20 protein-coding genes are annotated in these 23,292 nt (G+C 59.0%); 16 read left to right on the top strand and 4 right to left on the bottom strand.

The window, feature by feature from the left end; translation table 11 throughout:
• Positions 1-2 precede the first annotated feature (2 nt).
• The gene (locus ACZ9BB_RS18130) at positions 3-203 is read right to left on the bottom strand and encodes a hypothetical protein (RefSeq protein ID WP_205887505.1); all 201 of its coding nucleotides are present in this window, start codon (positions 201-203) and stop codon (positions 3-5) included.
• Positions 204-869: 666 nt separating this feature from the next.
• Here ACZ9BB_RS18130 and pcaR point away from each other — a divergent pair.
• The 11 genes from pcaR to pcaC all read left to right on the top strand — a co-directional run bounded on the left by pcaR (position 870) and on the right by pcaC (position 11,922).
• A complete protein-coding gene (gene pcaR, locus ACZ9BB_RS18125; RefSeq protein ID WP_476215032.1) occupies positions 870-1,712 on the top strand; it encodes a pca regulon transcriptional regulator PcaR in 843 nt (280 codons plus the stop codon).
• Between the two features lie 314 nt (positions 1,713-2,026).
• Positions 2,027-3,373: a 4-hydroxybenzoate transporter PcaK gene (gene pcaK / locus ACZ9BB_RS18120; RefSeq protein ID WP_476215030.1), complete on the top strand. Its 1,347-nt coding sequence runs from the start codon at positions 2,027-2,029 to the stop codon at positions 3,371-3,373.
• A gap of 271 nt (positions 3,374-3,644) precedes the next feature.
• On the top strand, positions 3,645-4,502 hold the full coding sequence (locus ACZ9BB_RS18115; RefSeq protein WP_476215028.1) for a CoA transferase subunit A: 858 nt from the start codon (positions 3,645-3,647) through the stop codon (positions 4,500-4,502).
• Entirely contained in the window at positions 4,502-5,281 is a 780-nt protein-coding gene (locus ACZ9BB_RS18110; protein ID WP_476215026.1) for a CoA-transferase subunit beta, read from the top strand. Before ACZ9BB_RS18115 ends, ACZ9BB_RS18110 begins: the two co-directional genes overlap by 1 nt.
• Entirely contained in the window at positions 5,278-6,483 is a 1,206-nt protein-coding gene (gene pcaF / locus ACZ9BB_RS18105; RefSeq protein ID WP_476218347.1) for a 3-oxoadipyl-CoA thiolase, read from the top strand. The genes ACZ9BB_RS18110 and pcaF overlap by 4 nt, the downstream gene beginning before the upstream one ends.
• 37 nt (positions 6,484-6,520) lie before the next feature.
• Positions 6,521-7,225, top strand: a complete 705-nt coding sequence (gene pcaH / locus ACZ9BB_RS18100; protein ID WP_476215024.1) for a protocatechuate 3,4-dioxygenase subunit beta — start codon at positions 6,521-6,523, stop codon at positions 7,223-7,225.
• 1 nt (position 7,226) lies between these two features.
• Entirely contained in the window at positions 7,227-7,793 is a 567-nt protein-coding gene (pcaG, locus tag ACZ9BB_RS18095; RefSeq protein WP_476215022.1) for a protocatechuate 3,4-dioxygenase subunit alpha, read from the top strand.
• Between the two features lie 216 nt (positions 7,794-8,009).
• Positions 8,010-9,305, top strand: a complete 1,296-nt coding sequence (locus tag ACZ9BB_RS18090) for an MFS family transporter (protein ID WP_476215020.1) — start codon at positions 8,010-8,012, stop codon at positions 9,303-9,305.
• A gap of 45 nt (positions 9,306-9,350) precedes the next feature.
• Positions 9,351-10,715, top strand: coding sequence for a 3-carboxy-cis,cis-muconate cycloisomerase (locus tag ACZ9BB_RS18085; protein WP_476215018.1), 1,365 nt, complete (start codon positions 9,351-9,353; stop codon positions 10,713-10,715).
• 11 nt (positions 10,716-10,726) lie between these two features.
• Positions 10,727-11,518: a 3-oxoadipate enol-lactonase gene (gene pcaD / locus ACZ9BB_RS18080; RefSeq protein WP_476215017.1), complete on the top strand. Its 792-nt coding sequence runs from the start codon at positions 10,727-10,729 to the stop codon at positions 11,516-11,518.
• 11 nt (positions 11,519-11,529) lie between these two features.
• Positions 11,530-11,922, top strand: a complete 393-nt coding sequence (gene pcaC / locus ACZ9BB_RS18075) for a 4-carboxymuconolactone decarboxylase (RefSeq protein ID WP_007935810.1) — start codon at positions 11,530-11,532, stop codon at positions 11,920-11,922.
• Positions 11,923-12,076: 154 nt separating this feature from the next.
• Here the strand turns inward: pcaC and ACZ9BB_RS18070 are convergent, their stop codons facing one another.
• On the bottom strand, positions 12,077-13,336 hold the full coding sequence (locus ACZ9BB_RS18070) for an OprD family porin (protein ID WP_476215015.1): 1,260 nt from the start codon (positions 13,334-13,336) through the stop codon (positions 12,077-12,079).
• A gap of 616 nt (positions 13,337-13,952) precedes the next feature.
• Between ACZ9BB_RS18070 and ACZ9BB_RS18065 the strand changes: the two genes are divergently transcribed.
• The 5 genes from ACZ9BB_RS18065 (at position 13,953) to ACZ9BB_RS18045 (ending at position 18,593) form a co-directional block, all read left to right on the top strand.
• Positions 13,953-14,216 carry an Os1348 family RiPP precursor gene (locus ACZ9BB_RS18065; RefSeq protein WP_019647907.1) on the top strand — a complete coding sequence of 88 codons (264 nt, stop codon included), beginning with the start codon at positions 13,953-13,955 and terminating at the stop codon, positions 14,214-14,216.
• A gap of 111 nt (positions 14,217-14,327) precedes the next feature.
• Positions 14,328-14,804: a GNAT family N-acetyltransferase gene (locus ACZ9BB_RS18060; protein WP_476215012.1), complete on the top strand. Its 477-nt coding sequence runs from the start codon at positions 14,328-14,330 to the stop codon at positions 14,802-14,804.
• 15 nt (positions 14,805-14,819) lie between these two features.
• Positions 14,820-15,980 (top strand): aKG-HExxH-type peptide beta-hydroxylase, encoded by a 1,161-nt coding sequence (locus tag ACZ9BB_RS18055; protein WP_476215010.1) that lies wholly within the window; start codon positions 14,820-14,822, stop codon positions 15,978-15,980.
• Positions 15,981-15,996: 16 nt separating this feature from the next.
• On the top strand, positions 15,997-17,952 hold the full coding sequence (locus ACZ9BB_RS18050) for a multinuclear nonheme iron-dependent oxidase (protein WP_476215008.1): 1,956 nt from the start codon (positions 15,997-15,999) through the stop codon (positions 17,950-17,952).
• 152 nt (positions 17,953-18,104) lie between these two features.
• Complete coding sequence (locus ACZ9BB_RS18045) at positions 18,105-18,593, top strand: hypothetical protein (protein WP_476215007.1); 489 nt, start codon at positions 18,105-18,107, stop codon at positions 18,591-18,593.
• Between the two features lie 76 nt (positions 18,594-18,669).
• On the opposite strand, the gene emhC is transcribed toward ACZ9BB_RS18045, so the two are convergent.
• Both emhC and emhB read right to left on the bottom strand, forming a co-directional pair.
• Positions 18,670-20,130: an efflux RND transporter outer membrane subunit EmhC gene (gene emhC / locus ACZ9BB_RS18040; protein ID WP_476215005.1), complete on the bottom strand. Its 1,461-nt coding sequence runs from the start codon at positions 20,128-20,130 to the stop codon at positions 18,670-18,672.
• On the bottom strand, positions 20,130-23,291 hold the full coding sequence (gene emhB, locus ACZ9BB_RS18035) for an efflux RND transporter permease subunit EmhB (RefSeq protein WP_476215003.1): 3,162 nt from the start codon (positions 23,289-23,291) through the stop codon (positions 20,130-20,132). The genes emhC and emhB overlap by 1 nt, the downstream gene beginning before the upstream one ends.
• Position 23,292: the final 1 nt, after the last annotated feature.

Genomic DNA, 23,292 nt, shown 5'->3' with positions numbered 1-23,292 from the left:
GGTCATGGCTCTTCGGCTTTGAGTTCCTTTTCCATCTTCTGCAATTCCTGGGTGAAGGCCTGATCCTGAACAGTGGCGCGTTTACGCCAAGGTTTGCGTTCGGGGTCGGGCTGAGCGGCGTAGGTGGTGACTTCCCCGCCGTAAACTTCCTTGTAACGTTGTTCCTGGCGCTCAAGTTCCGCGCGCAGTTCGTCTTTCGTCACAGTGCTACCTGATTGAGTTGAGATTAATTCTGGTGAAACGCGCTGCATCCGATCTATTGACCCTGCCCGTCGAAAGGACAATGCCTGATATGGCATTATTTTCACGGAGCAATCAATACTTCCTTGTTGCAGGCGGCCACGGCACCAGAGAAAAACAGCTGACGTAGCATCAGTCTCCTGTTTCAGCGAGCGCGTTGGCGGAGCATATGAAATGAGCGTCAGGCGCTTGCTGCGGACAGCGGCAATGGATATTGCGCTGCCGGTTGGCGGAATCGGCAGGTAAAAAACCGGTCGCCACTGAGATGCATTATAGCGGTGGATTCAAAGAACACTATCTCTGGAGAGTTAAAAGTAGTTCGCCCTGCGTGATTGTTTTGTTACTCGAAACTTTACGCCTAACTACGATGGGGCTGAACGCCAATTGCTGCGGTGACTTTCTGGCGTCATTAAGCCGAAGATATTATTACATCGCCCTCCTTTTAGTCAGCGACCGAAAATAACAACTGTGTTGCGAGAAGAGTGAAAGCGGCAGGACTCATTCGAATAGAGCTGATTGCGATTATCGGCTGATGGTTCGATAATCGCCCAATCTTGGCGGCGTATGGCTTGTGTGCCAGACCGGGAGCCGCTTGTAATAGTCGCTGATCCGTGTAGGAAAAACCTGATATGAACGATCAAATGCGCAATTCCTTCGCTTCAGTGGCACCGCCGATCGTTGCCTCGCCCGCCAAGCGAATCCAGGCCCTGACCGGTGACCCGGATTTCATGACCTCCCTGGCCCGTGGGCTTGCAGTGGTACAAGCATTCCAGGAGCGCAAGCGGCACCTGACCATTGCGCAGATCAGCCACCGCACGGAAATTCCCCGCGCCGCTGTGCGACGTTGCCTGCACACCCTGATCAAGCTCGGCTACGCCACTACCGACGGGCGCACCTATTCGCTGCTGCCCAAAGTATTGACCCTGGGCCATGCTTATTTGTCGTCGACCCCGCTGGCGGTTTCTGCCCAGCCATACCTGGACCGGATGAGCGAGCAACTGCACGAGGCCTGCAACATGGCTACCCTGGAAGGCGATGACATTTTGTACATTGCGCGCTCGGCGACCACCCAGCGGCTGATTTCCGTCGACCTCTCGGTGGGTGGGCGGTTACCGGCCTATTGCACGTCCATGGGCAGGATTCTTCTCGCCGCGCTGGACGACACCTCCCTGCGCGAATACCTCGACCATGCCGAACTGCAAGCCAAGACCAGTCGCACCTTGCGTACACCCGAGGCATTGCTCGAATGCCTGCAAGAGGTTCGGCAACAAGGCTGGTGCATCGTCGATCAGGAATTGGAGCAGGGCCTGCGCTCGATTGCCGTTCCGGTGTACGACGCTTCCGGGCAAGTAGTGGCGGCGCTAAACGTCAGCACCCATGCCGGCCGGGTCAGCCGCAGCGAGCTGGAGCAACGTTTCTTGCCTGGTTTGTTGAGTGCCAGCCGCGACCTGAGCGCGCAACTCTTTGCATAGCGGTTTTCCTGTAAGCCGTGCACCTAAGCTGTTCGATAAACGCACAGAGTCGCGTTTATCGAATTGACGCTCTTTCCCTCGGATCATTAATGTCGCGGCAGCGTCATCCGGCACTGCTGGCCTCAGCCAGTCGCCGGACGACGACCCCAATAATAATGAGAAGAGGCATCGCCATGCGCACGTTTCCCGACTGTCGCTGTTCCCGCCGGTTTGGCTGCCGAAACCGGATCGCCTGATCCGACCTCCCTTTCTTGTGACCGCGTCAGCCCCGGCTGGCACCTGTTCGACTGCGTTCTTTGCGTGGAATAAAAATAATGAACCAGCCTCAGTCTGCTGTAGGAAACTGCCTCGACGTGCAGTCCTTCATCAACGCTCAACCCATTTCGCGCTATCAATGGCGGGTGGTGATTCTGTGTTTCCTGATTGTCTTTCTCGATGGCCTCGACACTGCGGCCATGGGTTTTATTGCACCCGCACTGTCCCAAGATTGGGGCATCGATCGCGCCAGCCTGGGCCCGGTGATGAGTGCGGCGTTGATCGGCATGGTCTTTGGTGCCTTGGGTTCCGGCCCGTTGGCTGACCGCTTCGGGCGAAAAGTCGTACTGGTGGGCGCGGTGTTGTTGTTCGGCGCTTTTAGCCTGGCGTCGGCTTACAGCACTAACGTCGATCAGTTGCTGGTACTGCGTTTCCTCACCGGCCTGGGCCTGGGCGCCGGCATGCCGAACGCCACCACGCTGCTGTCCGAATACACGCCGGAGCGCAAGAAGTCCCTGCTGGTGACCAGCATGTTCTGCGGCTTCAACCTCGGTATGGCCGGTGGCGGGTTCATCTCGGCCAAACTGATCCCGGCCTTTGGCTGGCACAGCCTGTTGCTGATCGGCGGGGTTCTGCCGCTGATCCTCGCCGTCGTATTGCTGTTGTGGTTGCCGGAATCGGCGCGCTATCTGGTGGTGCGCAATCGTGGCACGGACAAAGTGCGCAAGGCCCTGGCGCCGATTGACCCGGCAGTGGTGGCCCAGGCTTCGAGCTTCAGTGTGCCGGAGCAGAAAACCGTGAAGGCCCGCAATGTGTTTGCGGTGATCTTTTCGGGCACTTACAGCACCGGCACGTTGTTGCTGTGGCTGACGTACTTCATGGGGCTGGTGATCGTTTATCTGCTGACCAGTTGGTTGCCGACGCTGATGCGTGACAGCGGCGCGAGCATGGAGCAGGCAGCGTTCATTGGGGCGTTGTTTCAGTTCGGTGGGGTATTGAGTGCGGTAGGCGTGGGTTGGGCGATGGACCGGTTCAATCCGCACAAGGTCATCGGCACTTTCTACTTGATGGCCGGGGTGTTTGCCTACGCGGTAGGGCAGAGCCTGGGCAACATCGCATTGCTGGCGACCCTGGTGCTGGTGGCCGGGATGTGTGTCAACGGTGCGCAATCGGCGATGCCGTCGCTGGCAGCGCGGTTTTACCCGACTCAAGGGCGGGCGACGGGTGTGTCGTGGATGCTCGGGATTGGCCGCTTCGGCGCGATCCTCGGTGCGTGGATGGGCGCAACGTTGCTGGGCCTGGGCTGGAACTTCGAGCAGGTGTTGACGGCGCTGGTGATTCCGGCCGCGTTGGCGACCACGGCGGTGGTGATCAAGGGCATGGTCAGCCATGCGGATGCGACCTGAGGGCAGGTTTCAGATTCTTTAGCGAGTTTGATGAGCCTCTTCGCGGGCAAGCCCGCTCCCACAAGGATTGCGCATCAACCTGTGGGAGCGGGCTTGCCCGCGAAGCTTTTCAGGATCGGTAGTGAGACAACAATCTGTTCGATAAACGAACACTCAGTCGATTATCGGATTGTTTAGGGTATTTCAGGGGCTTACTCTTCAGTCATTCCGGCGCAGAACCTCGCGCCTTTTTCTACCACTGTCGGTTCATAAAAAAACGGGAGCCTGCCCCATGGCTGAAATCCTTTCGCTGCATGACGCGGTGAAGCAGTTCGTCAACGACGGTGATACCGTCGCGCTCGAAGGCTTCACTCACCTGATTCCTACGGCGGCCGGTCACGAAATCATTCGCCAGGGCAAGAAAAACCTGACCCTGGTGCGGATGACGCCTGACTTGATCTACGACCAGTTGATCGGTGCCGGTTGTGCTCGCAAACTGATTTTCTCCTGGGGCGGCAACCCCGGCGTGGGCTCGCTGCACCGTCTGCGTGACGCAGTCGAGCGGCAGTGGCCGCATGCGCTGGAAATCGAAGAACACAGCCATGCCGACCTAGCCAATGCCTACGTCGCGGGCGCTTCGGGCTTACCGTTCGCGGTGCTGCGTGCCTACGCCGGTTCCGACCTGCCGAAGGTTAACCCGCTGATCAAAACCGTCACGTGCCCGTTCACCGGCGAAGTGCTGGCGGCGGTGCCGTCGGTGCGCCCGGACATCACCGTGATTCACGCGCAGAAGGCCGACCGCAAAGGCAACGTGCTGCTCTGGGGCATTCTCGGTGTGCAGAAAGAAGCGGCGCTGGCAGCCAAGCGCTGCATCGTCACCGTTGAAGAAATCGTCGATGACCTCAATGCTCCGATGAACGCTTGCGTGCTGCCGACCTGGGCCTTGAGCGCGGTCTGCCACGTACCGGGTGGTGCTCATCCGTCCTACGCTCACGGTTACACCGAGCGCGACAACCGTTTCTATCAGGCCTGGGACCCGATTGCCCGCGACCGTGAAACCTTCACCGCGTGGATCAACGAGTACATCCATGGCTGCGCTGACTTCAGCGAGTTCCAGGCCAAGCTGGCCGCTGCTTCGGAGGCCAAGTAATGACTTACACCACCAATGAAATGATGACCGTCGCCGCTGCCCGCCGCTTGAAAAACGGTTCTGTGTGCTTCGTCGGCATCGGCCTGCCATCGAAAGCCGCCAACCTGGCGCGGCTGACTTCTTCGCCAGATGTAGTCCTGATCTACGAATCGGGTCCGATCGGTGCCAAGCCGAGCGTACTGCCGCTGTCGATCGGTGACGGTGAACTGGCGGAAACCGCCGACACTGTCGTCCCGACCGGTGAGATTTTTCGCTACTGGTTGCAGGGCGGACGCATCGACGTCGGTTTCCTCGGTGCTGCGCAAGTCGACCGCTTCGGCAACATCAACACCACCGTCGTTGGCGACTACCACGCGCCGAAAGTTCGTCTGCCAGGTGCTGGTGGCGCGCCGGAGATCGCCGGTTCCGCCAAGAGCGTACTGATCATCCTCAAGCAGTCGGCGCGCTCCTTTGTCGACAAACTCGACTTCATCACCTCGGTCGGCCATGGCGAGGGCGGTGATTCGCGCAAGCGTCTCGGCCTGCCGGGCGCCGGTCCCGTCGGCATCATTACTGACCTGTGCATCATGGAACCCGAAGCGGACACCCATGAATTCGTGGTCACCGCGCTGCACCCGGGCGTGACCCGCGAGCAAGTGATCGCCGCTACCGGTTGGGCGATTCGTTTTGCTGACCAGGTTGAAAACACCGCCGAGCCAACCGAGGTCGAGTTGACGGCGCTGCGCGATCTGGAAGCCCGCACTGCTGCCGCCCACGGCCAAGCCCCCGGAGAAGCCTGATGCGTGACGTTTATATCTGCGACGCCATTCGCACCCCCATCGGCCGTTTCGGCGGAGGCCTGTCGATGGTTCGCGCCGATGACCTGGCCGCCGTGCCGATCAAAGCGCTGATGGCGCGTAACCCGTCGGTGGACTGGAACGCGGTGGACGAGGTGTTCCTCGGTTGCGCCAACCAGGCCGGCGAAGACAACCGCAACGTGGCACGCATGGCCTTGTTGCTGGCGGGGCTGCCGGAAACCATTCCGGGCGTGACCCTCAATCGTCTGTGCGCTTCGGGCATGGATGCGATCGGCACTGCCTTCCGGGCCATCGCCAGCGGCGAGATGGAACTGGCGATTGCCGGCGGCGTCGAGTCGATGTCCCGCGCACCATTCGTGATGGGCAAGGCCGATGCGGCGTTCTCGCGCAACATGAAGCTGGAAGACACCACCATCGGCTGGCGTTTCATCAACCCGTTGATGAAAGCCCAATACGGCGTGGATGCGATGCCGCAGACCGCCGATAACGTGGCCGATGACTACAAGGTTTCCCGCGCCGATCAAGACGCTTTCGCACTGCGCAGTCAGCAACGCACGGCCGCCGCGCAAGCTGCAGGATTTTTCGCTGAAGAAATCGTCGAAGTGCGCATCGCCCACAAGAAGGGTGAAAGCGTCGTCGCGCAGGATGAGCATCCACGCGCTGACACGACTTTGGAAACCCTGGCCAAACTCAAACCGGTCAATGGACCGGACAAAACCGTCACCGCCGGCAATGCCTCCGGTGTGAACGACGGTGCGGCGGCGTTGATTCTGGCCTCGGCCGAAGCCGTTAAAAAGCACGGCCTGACCGCCCGCGCCAAAGTGCTCGGCATGTCCAGCGCCGGTGTTGCACCGCGAGTGATGGGCATTGGTCCGGTACCGGCGGTACGTAAATTGACCGAACGCCTGGGCCTGGCGGTCAGCGATTTCGACGTGATCGAACTCAACGAAGCCTTCGCCAGCCAAGGCTTGGCCGTGCTGCGTGAGTTGGGGCTGGCTGACGACGCGGCCCAGGTCAACCCGAACGGTGGCGCCATTGCCTTGGGTCATCCGCTGGGCATGAGCGGTGCGCGCCTGGTGCTGACCGCGCTGCATCAGCTGGAAAAAACCGGTGGCAAGAAAGGTCTGGCGACCATGTGTGTCGGTGTCGGTCAGGGCCTGGCTTTGGCGATCGAACGGGTCTGACACACAGAAGTGACTAATAAGAACAGAGGAAAGCGCAATGACTGACAAGCCTGGTTACCGTCGCCCGCAAGCGGGCACTCAGCCGGAATACCTGCACCCTCCTTATCAATCCACCAACCTTCGTTCGCCGTCCAAGCCGTTGGTGTTTTTGCCTCATTCGCTGTCGGAAATCACCGGGCCGACCATCGGCGCCGAGCGCATTCAAGAGAAGGACAACGACCTGACCGCGCAGCATCAGGGCGAACCACTGGGTGAGCGGATCATCATCCACGGCCGCGTGCTGGATGAAAACGGTCTGCCGGTGCCGGGGATTCTGGTGGAGATCTGGCAGGCCAACGCAGCCGGTCGCTACAACCACAAGCGCGACCTGCACGACGCGCCGCTGGACCCGAACTTCACCGGCACCGGCCGTACCGTGACCGACGCCGATGGCTGGTATCAGTTCCAGACCATCAAGCCCGGCGCCTATCCGTGGGGTAACCACCACAACGCGTGGCGCCCGGCGCATATCCATTTCTCACTGTTCGGGCCGAGTATTCTGACGCGCCTGGTCACTCAGATGTATTTCCCGGGCGACCCGTTGCTGGCCTACGACCCGATCTACAACTGTGTGCCCGATACCAGCGCCAAAGAGCGCCTGATCGCCAGTTTCGACCTGGAAAAAACCATCCCTTCCTATGCCCTCGCTTATCGTTGGGACATCGTTTTGCGCGGCCGCGACGCCACGCCGATGGAGAAATAAGATGACGCTGAATGCGACCACGTCCCACACCGTCGGACCGTACTACCACATCGGCCTGACCTGGCTGAACCGTGAAGACCTGACCGTTGAACAGACCCTCGGCGAGCGTGTGGCGATCACCGGGCAAGTCGTCGATGGCAATGGCGATTTCGTCAACGACGCCATGCTCGAGGTCTGGCAGGCCAACGCCGCCGGCAAGTACGACCACCCCGAAGACGATCAGGACAAACCCCTGGACCCGAACTTCGAAGGGTTTGGCCGGGTGCCGGTGGATGCGCAAGGGCGCTTTCGCTTTACCACGATCAAACCGGGCACCGTGGAAGGCCTGAAGGGCACGACCCAGGCGCCACACCTGGTGGTGCTGGTGTTTGCTCGCGGGTTGGTGAAGCACTTGCTGACGCGGATTTACTTTGATGGCGAACCGGCCAACGTGGCGGATCCGCTGCTTGAATGCGTGCCTGCCGAACGCCGCAACACCTTGCTGGCGAAGCAGGATGCTGCGGGTGTTTATCAGTGGAATGTGATTCTGCAGGGGACGGATGCGGAGACGGTGTTTTTTGATTATTGAGTGACGAGGGCTCCGACTGACCAAGGAGTTTTTTGTGGCGAGGGGGCTTGCCCCCGTTGGCTTGCGAAGCAAGCCCAAGACCGGTTGGCGCGGCCTGTCAGGTAGACCGCGCCAACCGGTTTACGACTGCTTCGCAGCCGAACGGGGGCAAGCCCCCTCGCCACAATTGTTGCAAAGTATGTCTAGACTCTCACGGTCCCCAAAGAGTGAAAAACAATGACAACCCTCACATCTCTCTATACCGGTGAAGAACGCAGCAAAAGAATCTTTGCAATTGTCGGCGCCTCGTCCGGCAACCTGGTCGAGTGGTTCGACTTTTACGTCTATGCCTTCTGCGCAATCTACTTCGCCCCGGCGTTTTTTCCGTCTGATAACCCCACAGTACAGCTGGTGAACACGGCAGGCGTCTTCGCTGCCGGGTTTCTGATGCGCCCCATCGGCGGCTGGATCTTCGGTCGGCTGGCGGATAAACACGGGCGCAAGAATTCGATGCTGATCTCGATTCTGATGATGTGCTTCGGTTCGTTGCTCATCGCCTGCCTGCCGACCTACAGCAGTATCGGTGTCTGGGCGCCGATCCTGCTGCTGTTCGCGCGCTTGCTGCAGGGTTTGTCGGTGGGCGGCGAGTACGGCACCACCGCGACCTACATGAGCGAAGTTGCCCTCAAGGGCCAACGCGGGTTCTTCGCGTCGTTCCAGTACGTGACGCTGATTGGTGGACAGTTGCTGGCGGTGTCGCTGGTGGTGATCCTGCAGCAGTTCCTCAACGAGGATGAATTGCGTGCCTACGGCTGGCGGATTCCGTTCGTGGTCGGTGCGGCCGCGGCGTTGATTTCGTTGTTCCTGCGTCGTGCGCTCAAGGAAACCAGCAGCAAGGAAATGCGCGAAAACAAGGACGCCGGCAGCATCGGTGCGCTGCTGCGCGATCACAAGGCTGCCTTCATCACCGTGCTGGGTTACACCGCCGGCGGTTCGCTGATTTTCTACACCTTCACCACGTACATGCAGAAATACCTGGTGAACACCGCCGGCATGCACGCCAAGACCGCCAGCTACATCATGACCGGCGCGCTGTTCCTTTATATGTGCATGCAACCGTTCTTCGGCATGCTCGCCGACAAGATCGGCCGGCGCAATTCGATGCTCTGGTTCGGCGCCCTCGGGACGTTGTGCACCGTACCGATCCTGTTGAGCCTGAAAAGTGTCAGCAGCCCGTTCCTGGCATTTGTGCTGATTACCGTGGCGCTGGCGATCGTCAGTTTCTACACCTCCATCAGCGGTCTGGTGAAAGCCGAAATGTTCCCGCCAGAGGTGCGCGCCTTGGGCGTCGGCTTGGCGTATGCGGTGGCCAATGCGATCTTCGGCGGTTCGGCGGAATATGTGGCGCTGAGCCTTAAAGCCGTGGGCATGGAAAACTCGTTCTACTGGTACGTGACGGTGATGATGGCAGTGGCGTTCCTGTTTAGCCTGCGTCTGCCAAAACAGGCCAAGTATTTGCAAAACGACCTTTGATCTCTATGCGTGGGCCTGACCGGCCCACGCCTGCAAGGACTGTTTATGAACCAGCGACCGGGCAATCAATTGTTCGATGCCTATTTCACGGCACGCGACATGCGTGAGGTGTTCTGCGACCAGGGCCGGGTTCAGGCCATGCTGGATTTCGAAGCTGCACTGGCTCGGGCCGAGGCGCGAGTTGGGCTGATTCCGCAGACGTCTGTTGCGTCTATCGAAGCGGCATGTCGGGCCGAGCATTACGACTTCGCCGCGTTGGGTGAGGCCATTGCCACGGCGGGGAATTCGGCGATTCCACTGGTCAAGGCGCTGGGCAAGCAGATCGCCAAGAGCGATGCCGAAGCCGAGCGTTACGTGCATCTGGGCGCGACCAGCCAGGATGTAATGGACACCGGCCTGGTACTGCAACTGCGCCGCGCGCTGCAACTGATCGAAGCTGATCTGACGCAGTTGGGGGAAACCCTCTCGACCCAGGCCAAGCGGTACGTCGCCACGCCGCTGGCCGGGCGCACCTGGTTGCAACACGCGACACCGGTCACCCTCGGCATGAAGATCGCCGGTTGGCTGGGCGCGGTGACTCGTAGCCGCCAGCGTCTGCTGGAACTCAAACCGCGCTTGCTGGTGCTGCAATTCGGCGGCGCCTCCGGCACGCTCGCGGCCCTTGGCGAACAGGCGATGCCGATTGCCGAAGCCTTGGCCGCGGAACTGCAACTGAGCTTGCCGGAACAACCCTGGCACACCCAGCGCGATCGTCTGGTGGAGTTCGGCGCGGTGCTTGGCTTGATCGCCGGCAGCCTCGGCAAACTCGGCCGCGACATCAGCCTGTTGATGCAGACTGAAGCCGGCGAAGTGTTCGAACCGTCGGCGCCAGGCAAGGGCGGTTCCTCGACCATGCCGCACAAACGCAACCCGGTGGGCGCGGCGGTGCTGATTGGTACGGCGACACGGGTGCCGGGTCTGCTCTCGACCTTGTTCAGCGCCATGCCGCAAGAACATGAACGCAGTCTGGGTCTGTGGCATGCCGAGTGGGAAACCCTGCCGGAGATCTGCTGTTTGGTGTCAGGCAGCCTGCAGCAAGCGCTGTTGGTGGCTGACGGACTGGAAGTGGATGCCGACCGAATGACTCGCAACCTCGACCTGACCCAGGGCCTGGTGCTGGCCGAAGCGGTGAGCATCGTGCTGGCGCAACGGGTCGGTCGCGACACCGCGCACCACCTGCTAGAGCAATGCTGCAAGCGTGCGGTGGCCGAGCAACGTCATCTGCGCGCGGTACTCGGCGACGAGCCGCAGGTGACTGCCGAGCTGTCGGACGCTGAACTCGATCGTCTGCTGGACCCTGCCCATTACCTCGGTCAGGCCCATACCTGGGTCGAGCGAGCGGTGGCTGAACATTTTGCGTTGATAGCCTGAAGGAGACTGCTGTGGCATTCGTACAACTCGCCGAGGGCGAACTGCACTACCAACTCGATGGGCCTGTCGGGGCACCAGTGTTGGTGCTGTCCAACTCACTGGGCACCGACCTGCACATGTGGGACGCGCAAATCCCGGCGTTCACCGAGCATTTCCGGGTGCTGCGTTTCGACACCCGTGGTCACGGCAAATCGTTGGTGACGCCGGGGCCGTACAGCATCGAGCAATTGGGCCGCGACGTGCTGGCGCTGCTGGATGCCTTGCACATCGAACGCGCGCATTTCTGTGGCCTGTCCATGGGCGGGTTGATCGGCCAATGGCTGGGGATCAATGCCGGTCAGCGTTTGAACAAACTGATCGTGTGCAACACCGCGGCGAAAATCGGCGATCCATCGGTGTGGAATCCACGGATCGAATCCGTACTGCGCGACGGCGCGGCGGCGATGGTCGCCCTGCGCGATGCGTCGATTGCGCGCTGGTTCACCGCGGATTTTGCCGAGGCCAATCCGGCAGCGGCGAAGCAGATTACCGACATGCTCGCGGCCACATCACCTGAAGGTTACGCGGCCAATTGCGCGGCCGTGCGCGATGCCGATTTCCGCGATCAGTTGTCCTCGATCAAGGTGCCGCTGCTGGTGATAGCCGGCACTGAGGACGCAGTGACGCCGCCATCTGGCGGGCATTTCATTCAGGAACATGTGCGGGGCGCGGAGTACGCCGAGTTCTACGCCGCGCACCTGTCCAACGTCCAGGCCGGTGCTGCGTTCAGCGACCGGGTGCTGGCGTTTTTGTCAGCTCATTGAGGGGATTTTTTGTGGACGAGAAACAACGTTACGACGAGGGCATGAAAGTCCGTCGCGCAGTACTGGGCGACGCCCACGTCGACCGCAGCCTGAACGCGCTGACCGAGTTCAACTCGGAGTTCCAGGAGATGATCACCCGCCACGCCTGGGGTGACATCTGGACCCGCCCGGGCCTGCCGCGCCACACCCGCAGCCTGATCACCATCGCCATGCTGATCGGCATGAACCGCAACGAAGAGCTCAAACTGCACCTGCGTGCCGCCGCCAATAACGGCGTAACCCGCAGCGAGATCAAGGAAGTGATCATGCAAAGTGCGATCTATTGCGGTATTCCGGCGGCCAATGCGACCTTCCACCTGGCCGAGTCGGTGTGGGATGAGTTGGGGGTTGAGTCGCGGGAGTAACTGTCCACCACAACTCCTGTGTGAGCGGGCTTCTGTGGCGAGGGGGCTTGCCCCCGTTGGGGCGCGAAGCGGCCCCAAAAGCTTTGCGACTGCTTCGCAGCCGAACGGGGGCAAGCCCCCTCGCCACAGAAGCCCGCTCCCACATTTTTTGTGTTTACAGCAGGCTGATCGGATAGCTGACGATCAACCGGTTCTCGTCGAACTCGTTGTTGCTGAAGTCGCGGCGGATGGTGGAGTTGCGCCATTTGACGTTGAGGTTTTTCAGCGTACCGCTCTGCACCGTATAGCCCAGCTCGCTTTCACGGCCCCATTCCTTGCCGTCGCTGGTGGTGGAGGTGTGGACGTTGTCGCCACTGATGTAGCGGTTCATCAGGGTCAGGCCCGGCACGCCCAGAGCGGCGAAGTTGTAGTCGTGGCGCACTTGCCAGGAGCGTTCCTTGGCGTTGTCATAGCTGGCGTTGTAACTGTCGTTGGCCAGGGTGCCGCCGCTGGTGCCGTTGACCCGCATCCAGGCGCTGTCGCCGGTGAGTTTTTGCAGGCCTACGTAAAAGGTGTTGCCACCGTATTTGGCCGAGAACAGACCCGACCAGGTCTTGTTGTCCAGCTCGCCCGCCCGGGCGCTGCCGTCATCCTGGCCGTAGAAGAACCCCAGATTGGCGCCCAGCGTCCAGTCGCCCAGCGGTTGGGTGTGGATCAGGTTGACGTATTGCTGGCTGTAAATGTCTTTGAGTTCAGCATTCCACAGGCCGATCTGAGTGCGCTTGTCGTTGAAGACGTATTCGCCGCCCTGGAAGTTGAAGCGGTCTGACTTGAAGGCCGCTTTGCCGGTCATCGACATGTCATTCATGCTGCTGTCGTCGCGCGGGCTGTTGGCGCGGAACTGGCCGCCGTAGAGCGTCAGGCCGTCGATTTCCTTCGAAGTGATCTGGCCGCCACGGAAGGTTTGCGGCAGCGAGCGACCGTCGTCCGAACGCAGGATCGGCAGCACCGGCATCCATTCGCCGACCTTCACTTCGGTCTGGGACAGTTTCGCCTTGAACGCCACATTAGTGCGGCCGAAGTTGTCCGCCGGGCGACCATCGTGATCCAGCGGCAGCAACTGCGTTCCGCCGGTGCCTTTGCCGCCGTCGAGCTTGACTGAATACAGCCCCAACACGTCCATGCCGAAACCGACAGTGCCCTGGGTGAACCCGGATTTGGCGTCGAGGATGAAGCTTTGCGTCCACTCTTCAGCCTTGCCCTGGCTCTTGGTCGGGTTGGTGAAGTTACGGTTGATGTAGAAATTGCGCAGGTTCAGGTTGACCTTGGCGCCTTCGACAAAACCCGCTTCCTCGGCCATGGCGGGCAGGGCCGCACTGGCCAGGGCGATGGCGATCAGGCTGGGAAAGAAATACTGCGTGGTGGAAGGCGTCATGGGCTTGGGTCTCTCTAATTGTAAGGAATGAAGCAGTACACAGCCGCAACCAGGGGTTGCAGACAAAAATTCGAATACGGATAGGGCGCGGGCGAGATCAGCCGGAGCGGGTAGGGCGAGTCGTCATGGGGTCGGACCTGTTGTTATTGGTTTATGCAGGTGCGGGCAATGGTGCGAGGGATGGGCGGGGCGATTCAATTGGCTGAATGGGGTTTTGGGCGATTAACGAACACTTATCGATGCCTGCCGGTTCACGGATGACACAAGGCATTCTTAATTAAATCCAATGGTTATACGGTTCAATAATGGTTTCCGCTGATGTGTTCTATTAATGACGCTTTGTTATTGGTTGATATTAGGTGGAAGTATTTATTGCTTTAGTTGTAAGAGGTTTCCTACAGTGTTTACGGTCATTAAAGGTGTATCGATAAACGCCAGTTAAACTTGAAAAATTGGTGTTGTCGCTTATCGTGAAAAGATTTAAAGAGAGCCCTGGGCATGGCTGGAAAAGAAAAGAGGTCTTGCTATATTCAAAGTCCTCAGGCGGGTAAAAGACACTCTCGCGCTTTGTCAGAGGGATATTTTTCGTCATGCCGAAATAACAAGGAGAAGTACCATGGGTAATAAAGTCAATCAGGAACGTTTGGCCTCGGTTCTGGGACGGGCCGTGCTGGACGAAAAATTTGCCAGCGCCTTACACAGTGATCCGGCAGGGGCGGCTAAAAATATTGGCGTGCACTTAAGTACTGACGAGATCGCAGCGGTTAAAGGTATTGATGCTGCAAAACTGACGGCAGCGTCCTCCAGCATCCGGAACAACCTGGGGATACGCGCGGTATTTGATACACAGAACCAGCAGCAACAAGCGCGCATGGATTAACGGTGGGTGATGCCATTTGGCGTGCCACGAAAGGTGGGCTTTCACAGTGGTACGCCGAATGGCCTTATTAGACTCATGACCTCAAGCGCACGGGCACGGAGTGAATGACTCATGTCTGTCACCTTGGCTCCAATGAATGACGCGGACTTTGTTACGTTCGCCGAAAGAGCCGTTGCAGAGTATGGCGACGGGATGGTCGCCGCGGGCGAGTGGGGTCGGGAGCAAGCGTCGCAAAAGGCACGAAGTGTCTTCGAACAATTGTTGCCGCAAGGGCGACTGACTGAAAAAAACCAACTCTGGGTGATCAAGGATCAAGCGCGTCGTGTCGGTGAGTTATGGATCGCCGAACGAAATGCCGGTGTCGGGAAGATCGCCTTCATTCTGGATATTTACATTGACCCCGGCGAGCGCCGCCAGGGTTATGCAAAACAATCGCTGCTGGCCCTCGAGTCATGGGCGCGCCAGGCGGGATGCGAGGAAGTTCGACTCCATGTTTTTGGTCGCAACGATGCGGCTCGTCGTCTCTATGAACAGTTAGGTTATGGCATTGCCAGTCTGACGATGGCGAAGCCATTGCCGCCAGCCTAAGGGAAGGTTGAGGAAATGGATATTGGGAGCAGTGGTCAACGTGAATTATCCGTTGACGATTTATTTCAGGGCACGACATTTTTACCGGATTCGGAGCCCTCACGATTTGAAGTGCTGCTGGAGCAAGTCAGTCGAAACCGCTACACATGCTTTGCAGCGTTGTACACCGAACTATTTCAACTATTCCCCCGCGCTCCGCAGTTGGCGGAATTTTTTGAGCAGGCCTTTAATCTTATAGTGCCGCCAACCCGAGAGCAGCGTTTGATTATTAATGATCCGGTGTTTCAAATATGGAACTTGCTGGCTTCTCATCACACCAATCTGGTCATAACGAAAAAGGCGGCGGATACCCATGAGTTAGAGAAGATGCTCATTGAGTTTCCAGAAATGCTGGCGCGTGTGAAAGCAACGGACACTGCTCGTCCGAACGACTATTGCCCGCCTGTGTATCGGTTCAATGTCGATCCGCTGGTGGCGATAGCCGCTCCGCCCAGTTATGAGTTTCCGGAAGATGAAGCTACCCGCAAGCAGTTGGAACATGGCGGTTATTCCGTAAACTTTTTTCGCGATGTGGTGAATATTGCCTTGTTGCGCATAGAACACACCTGGCCCGCCTGCCACGAACAATTTAGAAAGCTGGTCAAGTCTATTTGTTATTTGCCCGATGGTTCGTTTCGAAGCTGCTCGGCTTCCCGCTTTACCGGGATCATCCTCATATCGAGCCGGGATGATTCGATACTTGATCTGGAAGAGTCTCTGGTGCATGAGGCCACTCATCAATTGCTCTATAACATTGTAGAAGTGTGTCCGGTGCTCAACGAAGAAGCTTCGCGGGAGGCGGTGTGTACGTTGCCGTGGTCGGGGCAGAAACGTGATCTGTATGGCTATTTCCATGCGTTTTTCGTGTACATCGCGTTGGTCAAATACATGGGGCGGGTTCGTTCACGCTCATCTCGCGAACTGCTACGGGCGCAAAAACGTTTGGTGTTCATCCTGCAAGGCTTGATCAAGGCTTTGCCGGATTTCGAAGCCAGCGCCGATTTCACACCCCAAGGACGTCAGCTTCTGGAAAACCTGATTAAAGAGGTCAGAACACTGGAAAACCAGTATGCCGGGCTGTTAGCGATATCGGGGACTCAAGCTGAGCGACAACGCTTGCTGGGCATGACCGGTTGATGCCAGGGAGGCTCATATGGGGATGTTTGATGCCTCGCAATATCCCGAGGCCGGAGTAGGGCTGGAATACCATTTGCCACGGCACAGTCTTCAGGATGACCTGCCGGAGAATGGACTCGACCGCACCGTCGAACGGATTCTCACTGAGGGCTTGCCGCATTTCGATTACGTCGAGTTTCAGCCGACACACTGCATCCTGGAACCTCGTTTACTTGAGGTCAGTGCCCGAGTGCCGAGCTTGCTGCATTCGTCCAGTTTGTCCCTGGGCAGCGTGGGGATCGCGATGGATCGCGAGTTTCTAAACATGACGCGACGATTGTGCGACAAAACCCGCTCGCCATGGCTGGCCGAGCATATTTCCTGGTCACGGTTCCAGGGCGGCGATACCCAGCACTTCATTTTGCCGACCCTGGCCCGCGAGGTGGCTGACACGGTGGTGGCCAATGCCATTGAATTGCAGGAACTCACGGCAACACCGCTGGTGCTTGAAAACGCACCGCGATTGTTTGCATTGCCCGGTGCGCAAGAGCAGCCCGAAGGCGAGTTCATTTGCAGCGTGGTGGAGCGCAGTGGCTCGGGTTTTCTGCTGGACCTCGACAGCGCAATCACGACTGCCAGAACCCAGGGTTATGATCTGAACGACTACTTGCGTTCGTTGCCGCTGGACCGGTTGATTGAAATTCACACCGGCCATCCGCGACGGGATTGGGACATCTTGCGTCATTTGTTCGCATCATCCCCGGTGAAAGCGATCACCCTTGAGTGGGATATTTCCCGCAAAACCGATGACGCAGAGCTGTTGACGTTGATCAAGGCGATCAAATCCTTGAGACCCAAGGCGCTGTTCTGGCAGGGGCGCGATCAACAGACCGCGCAAGAGACGCCCTCGACGGGCGCGCAGACCCTGTTGAAACTCAGGGAAAGCACCTGGCTGAGCGTCGGCTCGGCGTCGTTTTTTATCCGGGATCGGCAGCAGGACCTGAGCCTGGAGTTTGGTGTGGCGTTCCTGCCGTTACTGCGCCACTTCCTGAGCCCGCAGACGCTGGAAAGTGCCTTGTTACTACCGGATGTTCTGCAGAGCCCCGCACAGGACGACAACCTGGCGTTCCTGAGGACGCTGGTCAGCCACGGTGTTTTGCTGCCTGCTACGAATCAATCGCCGATTGCCCCGTCCCTCAACCTTTGGACTCACTGGGACGCGGCGCTGGAGTTTTACCTGAGTACCCGGACCGATTCGCACACGCCCTACATCAGCGTCGTCGAGCTGGAAACCGAGCTTGAGCAGAAGGCCTCGGCACGACGCCAGCCCTCGGCATTCAAGGACTATTGGTCCCATCCGTTCATTGCCCTGGAAAACCCGCTGTTGCTGCCGTCGTGCGCGATCGCTCAGCCGACGTTGCTGGACTCGCTGTGCAATCGCCGCACATCGCGAACCTTCAGTGACCGGCCGTTGAGTTCGGCGCAGCTGTCGCTGTTGCTCTACTACACCTGGGGCGCGACCGTCATGGAAACGAACCACATGGGCGACTACTTCCTGAAGAAAACCTCGCCAGCCGGTGGTTCGCTGCAGGGCACCGAAGTGTATGCGGTGCTGATGAATGTGCAAGGTTTCGAGCGGGGCCTTTACCATTATTCGGTACGCCGTCACGGGCTTGAATTGTTATCTCTGGAAGATCCACGAGCCTGGATCAGCGAAGCCTGTGGCGGGCAGCCATGGATCGAGGATGCGGCGGCGGTATTCGTTTCTACTGCGCGGGTCGAGCGGATGGCCTGGAAATACGAATTCAGCCGCGCACTGCGGGTGGCGCTGATGGATGTCGGGCATCTGAGTCAGACCTTTTCACTGCTGGCCACCGCCCTGGAGTTGGGCTGTTTCACCACGGCGGCATTGCGCGATGAAATGTTCGAAAACCGCTTAGGGCTCGATTATCTGGAGGAACCGGTGTTTCTGGTCAATGGGGTTGGAGTGTGAGAGCGAGGCGCTGTGTTTTTCATGGGGCGAAAGTGGGCTGTACCTGTTATTTCTGACAGTTGTTAAAGGGTTGGGTCGGGCTTAGTTTGATTGAGGGAAGAGTGCTCGGATGTCCTCCCCATCAACCAACCATTTGCCAAGGATCAAATATTATGGGCATCACACTGAATAAAGAGGCCAGGAAAGTCGAAGGCATTGATAGAAATACCCTTGATAAAAGGGGGACCACGACTGGCTTTATTGAGCTGGAGGTTACAGAAAACAACGAAACACGGACCTTAAGCACCAAAAACGTCATTTTTGTTAACGAAAACAGGATGGTGCTTCAGGGGCATTTCGGAGTCGGCGACGGCGTGCCAGGCGTTTTGATTATGTTGATGAAACCATTGGTGGTAGGTGCCTATTCTCTTGGTAATCCGATGGCAGGAAATCCCGATGGAATAGCGATTTTTGGGGAGGTCTATGAGGGTAACGTCGTCGGTGGGACCTACGGCGATGGTCAACTAACTGTCATCGAGGCATCGTCAACCGAAAGGGAAACGACGCTAAAGGGATCTTTTCACTTCGAGTACACATTAGACGGAAAGCACGTATTTGTCGTGTCCAGGCAATTCGAAGTCAAGTACGTGCTTAATCACTAGCAACGGCGATTTGCCGGCCTGATGACAAGCGAAAAAAAGCCCACCAATCGGTGGGCTTCGTGTTTTTACCGCGCTATCAGAACAACTTCATCTTCGGTGCTTCTTCTTTCAACGGCTCGTTCTTTGCCGTCTGTTCATTCCAGCCACCACCCAATGCCTTGTACAGATTGACCGCACTGGTCAGCTGCGCCAGGCGGTCGGTGATCAGCGCCTGTTGGGCACTGAACAGCTGGCGCTGGGCATCGAGGAAGGTCAGGTTGCTGTCGACACCGATGCGGTAGCGACGCTCGGCCAGACGGTAGTAGTCCTGGTTGGCGCTGACGAAATCACGCTGAGCCTGCAACTGCTCGGTGTAGGTCTGGCGTGCAGCCAGGCCATCGGCGACTTCCTGGAAGGCCGTTTGAATGGACTTCTCGTAGTTCGCCACGCCGATGTCTTTCTGGATTTTCGAGTAATCCAGACTGGCGCGCAGGCTGCCGGCGTTGAAGATCGGCAGGTTGATCTGCGGCTGGAACAACCAGGTGCCCGAACCACCCTTGAACAGACCGGACAGGTCCGGGCTCAGGGAGCCGGCATTGGCGGTCAGGCTGATACTCGGGAAGAACGCAGCCCGTGCCGCGCCGATGTTGGCGTTGGCGGCTTTGAGGTTGTACTCGGCCTGGAGGATGTCCGGACGGCGTTGCAGCAAGTCCGACGGCAGGCCGGCCGGTACTTCGCTCAGCAGGTCGTCCGACAGTGGCTTGGCCGCTTGCAGATTGGCCGGGATACCGGTGCCGAGCAGCAACACCAGGCTGTTTTCATCCTGTGCGACCTGACGGGTGTATTTGGCCTGTTGTGCGCGGGCGTTTTCCACCGAGGTACGCGACTGGGCCAGATCCAGCGCCGAGGCTACACCCACTTCGTTGCTGCGCGAGGTGAGCTTGTAGCTCTCCTCGAACGCACCGAGGGTTTCCTGGGTCAGTTTCAACAGCTCTTTGTCAGCCTGCCAGGTCAGGTAGGCATTGGCCACACTGGCCACCAGGCTGATCTGCGTGCTGCGTCGTGCTTCTTCAGTGGCGAAGTACTTCTGCAGGGCTTCTTCGCTCAGGCTGCGAACCCGACCGAACAGGTCGAGTTCATAGGCGCTGACGCCGACGGTGGCCGAGTAGGAACTGGAGATGGCTGCTTCACCGGTCTGCGAGGCCCGTGCCGGAACCCGCTGACGGCTGCCGCTGCCGGTGGCCGAAACGGCCGGGAACAGATCGGCACGCTGGATGCGGTATTGAGCCGCATAAGCGTCGATGTTCAGCGCCGCGACGCGCAGGTCACGGTTGTTCTCCAGTGCGGTCTGAATCAGCTGTTGCAGCGCAGGGTCGTGGAAAAACTGCTTCCAGCCTTGTTCGGCGGCGGCCTGGTTAGGCGCCTGGGCCGGTGAATACGCCGGGCCTTGCGGGTATTGGCCCGCCACCGGTGCTTCAGGCTGCTGATAATCGGGTATCAGCGAGCAGCCGCTCAGCACGAAGGCGGCGACTGCGATGGAAAGTAGCGACTTGCTCATTAGCCAGCCTCTTTAGAAAGTTCAATGGCGTCATCCTGGTCGGCGACTTTGCGCTGGCCCATGGACGACACAGTGACGAAGAACAACGGAACCCAGAAGATCGCCAGGATCGTGGCGGTGAGCATACCGCCAATCACCCCGGTACCGATCGCATGTTGGCTACCCGAACCTGCACCCGTGGAAATGGCCAATGGCACTACACCGAGCACGAATGCGAGCGAGGTCATGATGATCGGTCGCAGGCGCATCCGACAGGCTTCGATGGCGGCGTCGCGCAGGCTACGTCCTTGCTCATGCAGTTCCTTGGCGAACTCGACGATCAGAATGGCGTTTTTCGCCGCCAGACCAATGGTAGTCAACAGCCCCACCTGGAAGTACACGTCGTTGGACAGACCGCGCAGGCTGGTCGCCATCAGTGCACCGATGATCCCCAGCGGCACCACCAACATCACCGCGATCGGGATCGACCAGCTCTCATACAGCGCCGCCAGACACAGGAACACCATCAGCAGCGACAAGGCATACAGCGCTGGCGCTTGCGAGCCGGACAGACGTTCCTCGTACGACAGGCCGGTCCAGGAAATACCGACACCGGCCGGCAGTTTCTTGGCCAGGGCTTCGACTTCGGCCATGGCTTCACCGGTGGAGTAGCCCGGTGCCGGGGCGCCAAGGACTTCCATCGCTTCTACGCCGTTGTAACGGGCCAGTTTCGGCGAGCCGTAGACCCACGCCCCCTTGGCGAATGCCGAGAACGGAACCATGGTGCCGGCGCTGTTGCGCACGTACCACTTCTTCAGGTCTTCAGGGCTCATGCGAGCGCCAGGCAGGCCTTGTACGTAAACCTTCTTCACTCGACCGCGGTCGATGAAGTCGTTCACATAGCTACTGCCCAGGGCAATCGACAGGGTGTTGTTGATGTCGGTGAGGGTCACGCCCAGGGCGCTGGCCTTCTCATCGTCGATTTCCAGCTGGTATTGCGGCTCGTCGTTCAGGCCGTTGGGACGCACTTGCGACAGGACCTTGCTTTGCGCCGCCATGCCGAGGAACTGGTTACGTGCCGCCATCAGCTTGTCGTGACCGATACCTGCGCGATCCTGAAGGAACAGGTCGAAACCGGTGGCGTTACCCAGTTCCAGTACCGCCGGTGGCGCGAAGGCAAATACCATGGCGTCGCGGAAGGTAAAGAAGTGCTGCTGGGCACGGGCCGCGAGCTTGAACACGCTGTTGTCTGCGTTACGCTCGTCCCACGGTTTGAGCATGATGAATGCCATACCCGAACTCTGGCCACGGCCGGCGAAGTTGAAGCCGGTCACGGTAAACACCGAGGCCACCGCATCGCCTTCGCCGCCATCCTTGCTTGGGCGCAGCAGGAATTCACGCATTTCGTCCACGACCACTTGCGTGCGCTGGGAGCTGGAGCCGGCCGGGGTCTGCACCTGAGCAAAGAGTACGCCTTGGTCTTCTTCCGGCAGGAACGCCGTTGGAATACGGGTGAACAACCAGATCATGCCGACCACGATGATCAGGTAGGCCAGCAGGTACGGAGCCTTGTACGCGAGCATGTTGCCCACGCCGCGCTCGTAGCTTTTGACGCCACGGTCGAAGCTACGGTTGAACCAGCCGAAGAACCCGCGTTTCGGCGTACCGTGCTCGCCTTTCGGAATCGCTTTGAGCATGGTGGCGCAGAGTGCCGGGGTGAAGATCAGCGCAACCATCACCGACAAGGCCATGGCCGAAACGATGGTGATCGAGAACTGCTTGTAGATCACACCGGTGGAGCCACTGAAGAACGCCATCGGCAGCAGTACCGCCGACAGAACCAGGGCAATACCGACCAGGGCACCCTGGATCTGCCCCATGGATTTCTTGGTGGCCTCCTTGGGTGACAGGCCTTCTTCGCTCATGACCCGTTCGACGTTTTCCACCACGACGATGGCATCGTCCACCAGCAAGCCGATGGCCAGCACCATACCGAACATGGTCAGGGTGTTGATGCTGAAGCCGAATGCCGCGAGGATCCCGAATGTACCCAGCAATACCACCGGCACGGTCATCGTGGTGATGACGGTGGCGCGGAAGTTTTGCAGGAACAGGAACATCACCAGGAACACCAGCACGATCGCTTCGACCAGGGTTTCAACCACACCCTTGATCGACTCGGTCACCACCGGGGTGGTGTCGTACGGGAACACCACTTCCATCCCTTGCGGGAAGAACGGCTTCAGGTCATCGATGGTTTTGCGCAAGGCTTTTGCGGTGTCGAGGGCGTTGGCACCGTTGGCCAGTTTCACCGCCAGGCCGGAAGCCGGGCTGCCGTTGAACTGGGCGCTGACGCTGTAGTTCTCGCCACCCAGGCCGACGTCGGCGACGTCTTTGAGGCGAACCTGCGAGCCGTCCTTGTTGACCTTGAGCAGGATTTCCTTGAACTGCTCGGCGGTCTGCAGACGGGTCTTGCCGATGATCGTAGCGTTCAGTTGCTGGCCGGGCAGGGCAGGCAAACCACCGAGTTGACCAGACGAGATCTGCACGTTCTGCGCCGCGATGGCGGTTTTCACGTCCACCGGGGTCAGGTTGAAGTTGTTCAACCTGGCCGGGTCGAGCCAGATCCGCATCGCGTACTGGGCACCGAAGACCTGGAAGTCACCGACACCGGCCGTGCGCGAGATCGGGTCTTGCATGTTCGACACGATGTAGTTGGACAGGTCGTCCTTGGTCATGCTGCCGTCGCGCGATACCACGCCGATAACCATCAGGAAGTTCTTCACCGACTTGGTCACGCGGATACCCTGTTGCTGCACTTCTTGCGGCAGCAGCGGGGTGGCCAGGTTCAGTTTGTTCTGGACCTGAACCTGCGCGGTATCGGAGTTGGTGCCTTGCTCGAAGGTCGCGGTAATGGTCATGCTGCCGTCGGAGTTACTTTCCGAGGAGACATAACGCAAGTTGTCGATACCGTTGAGCTGCTGCTCGATCACTTGCACCACGGTGTCCTGCACGGTTTGTGCGGACGCGCCTGGGTAGGTCACCGAGATGGCAATGGCCGGAGGCGCAATGCTCGGGTATTGGTTGATCGGCAGTTTGAGGATCGATAGAGCCCCGACCAACATGATCACCAGGGCAATTACCCAGGCGAAAATCGGACGGTCGATAAAAAATTTCGACATG

The organism is Pseudomonas sp. TE3552, from assembly GCF_056278945.1.
This window is presented reverse-complemented; position numbering and strand designations above follow the sequence as displayed.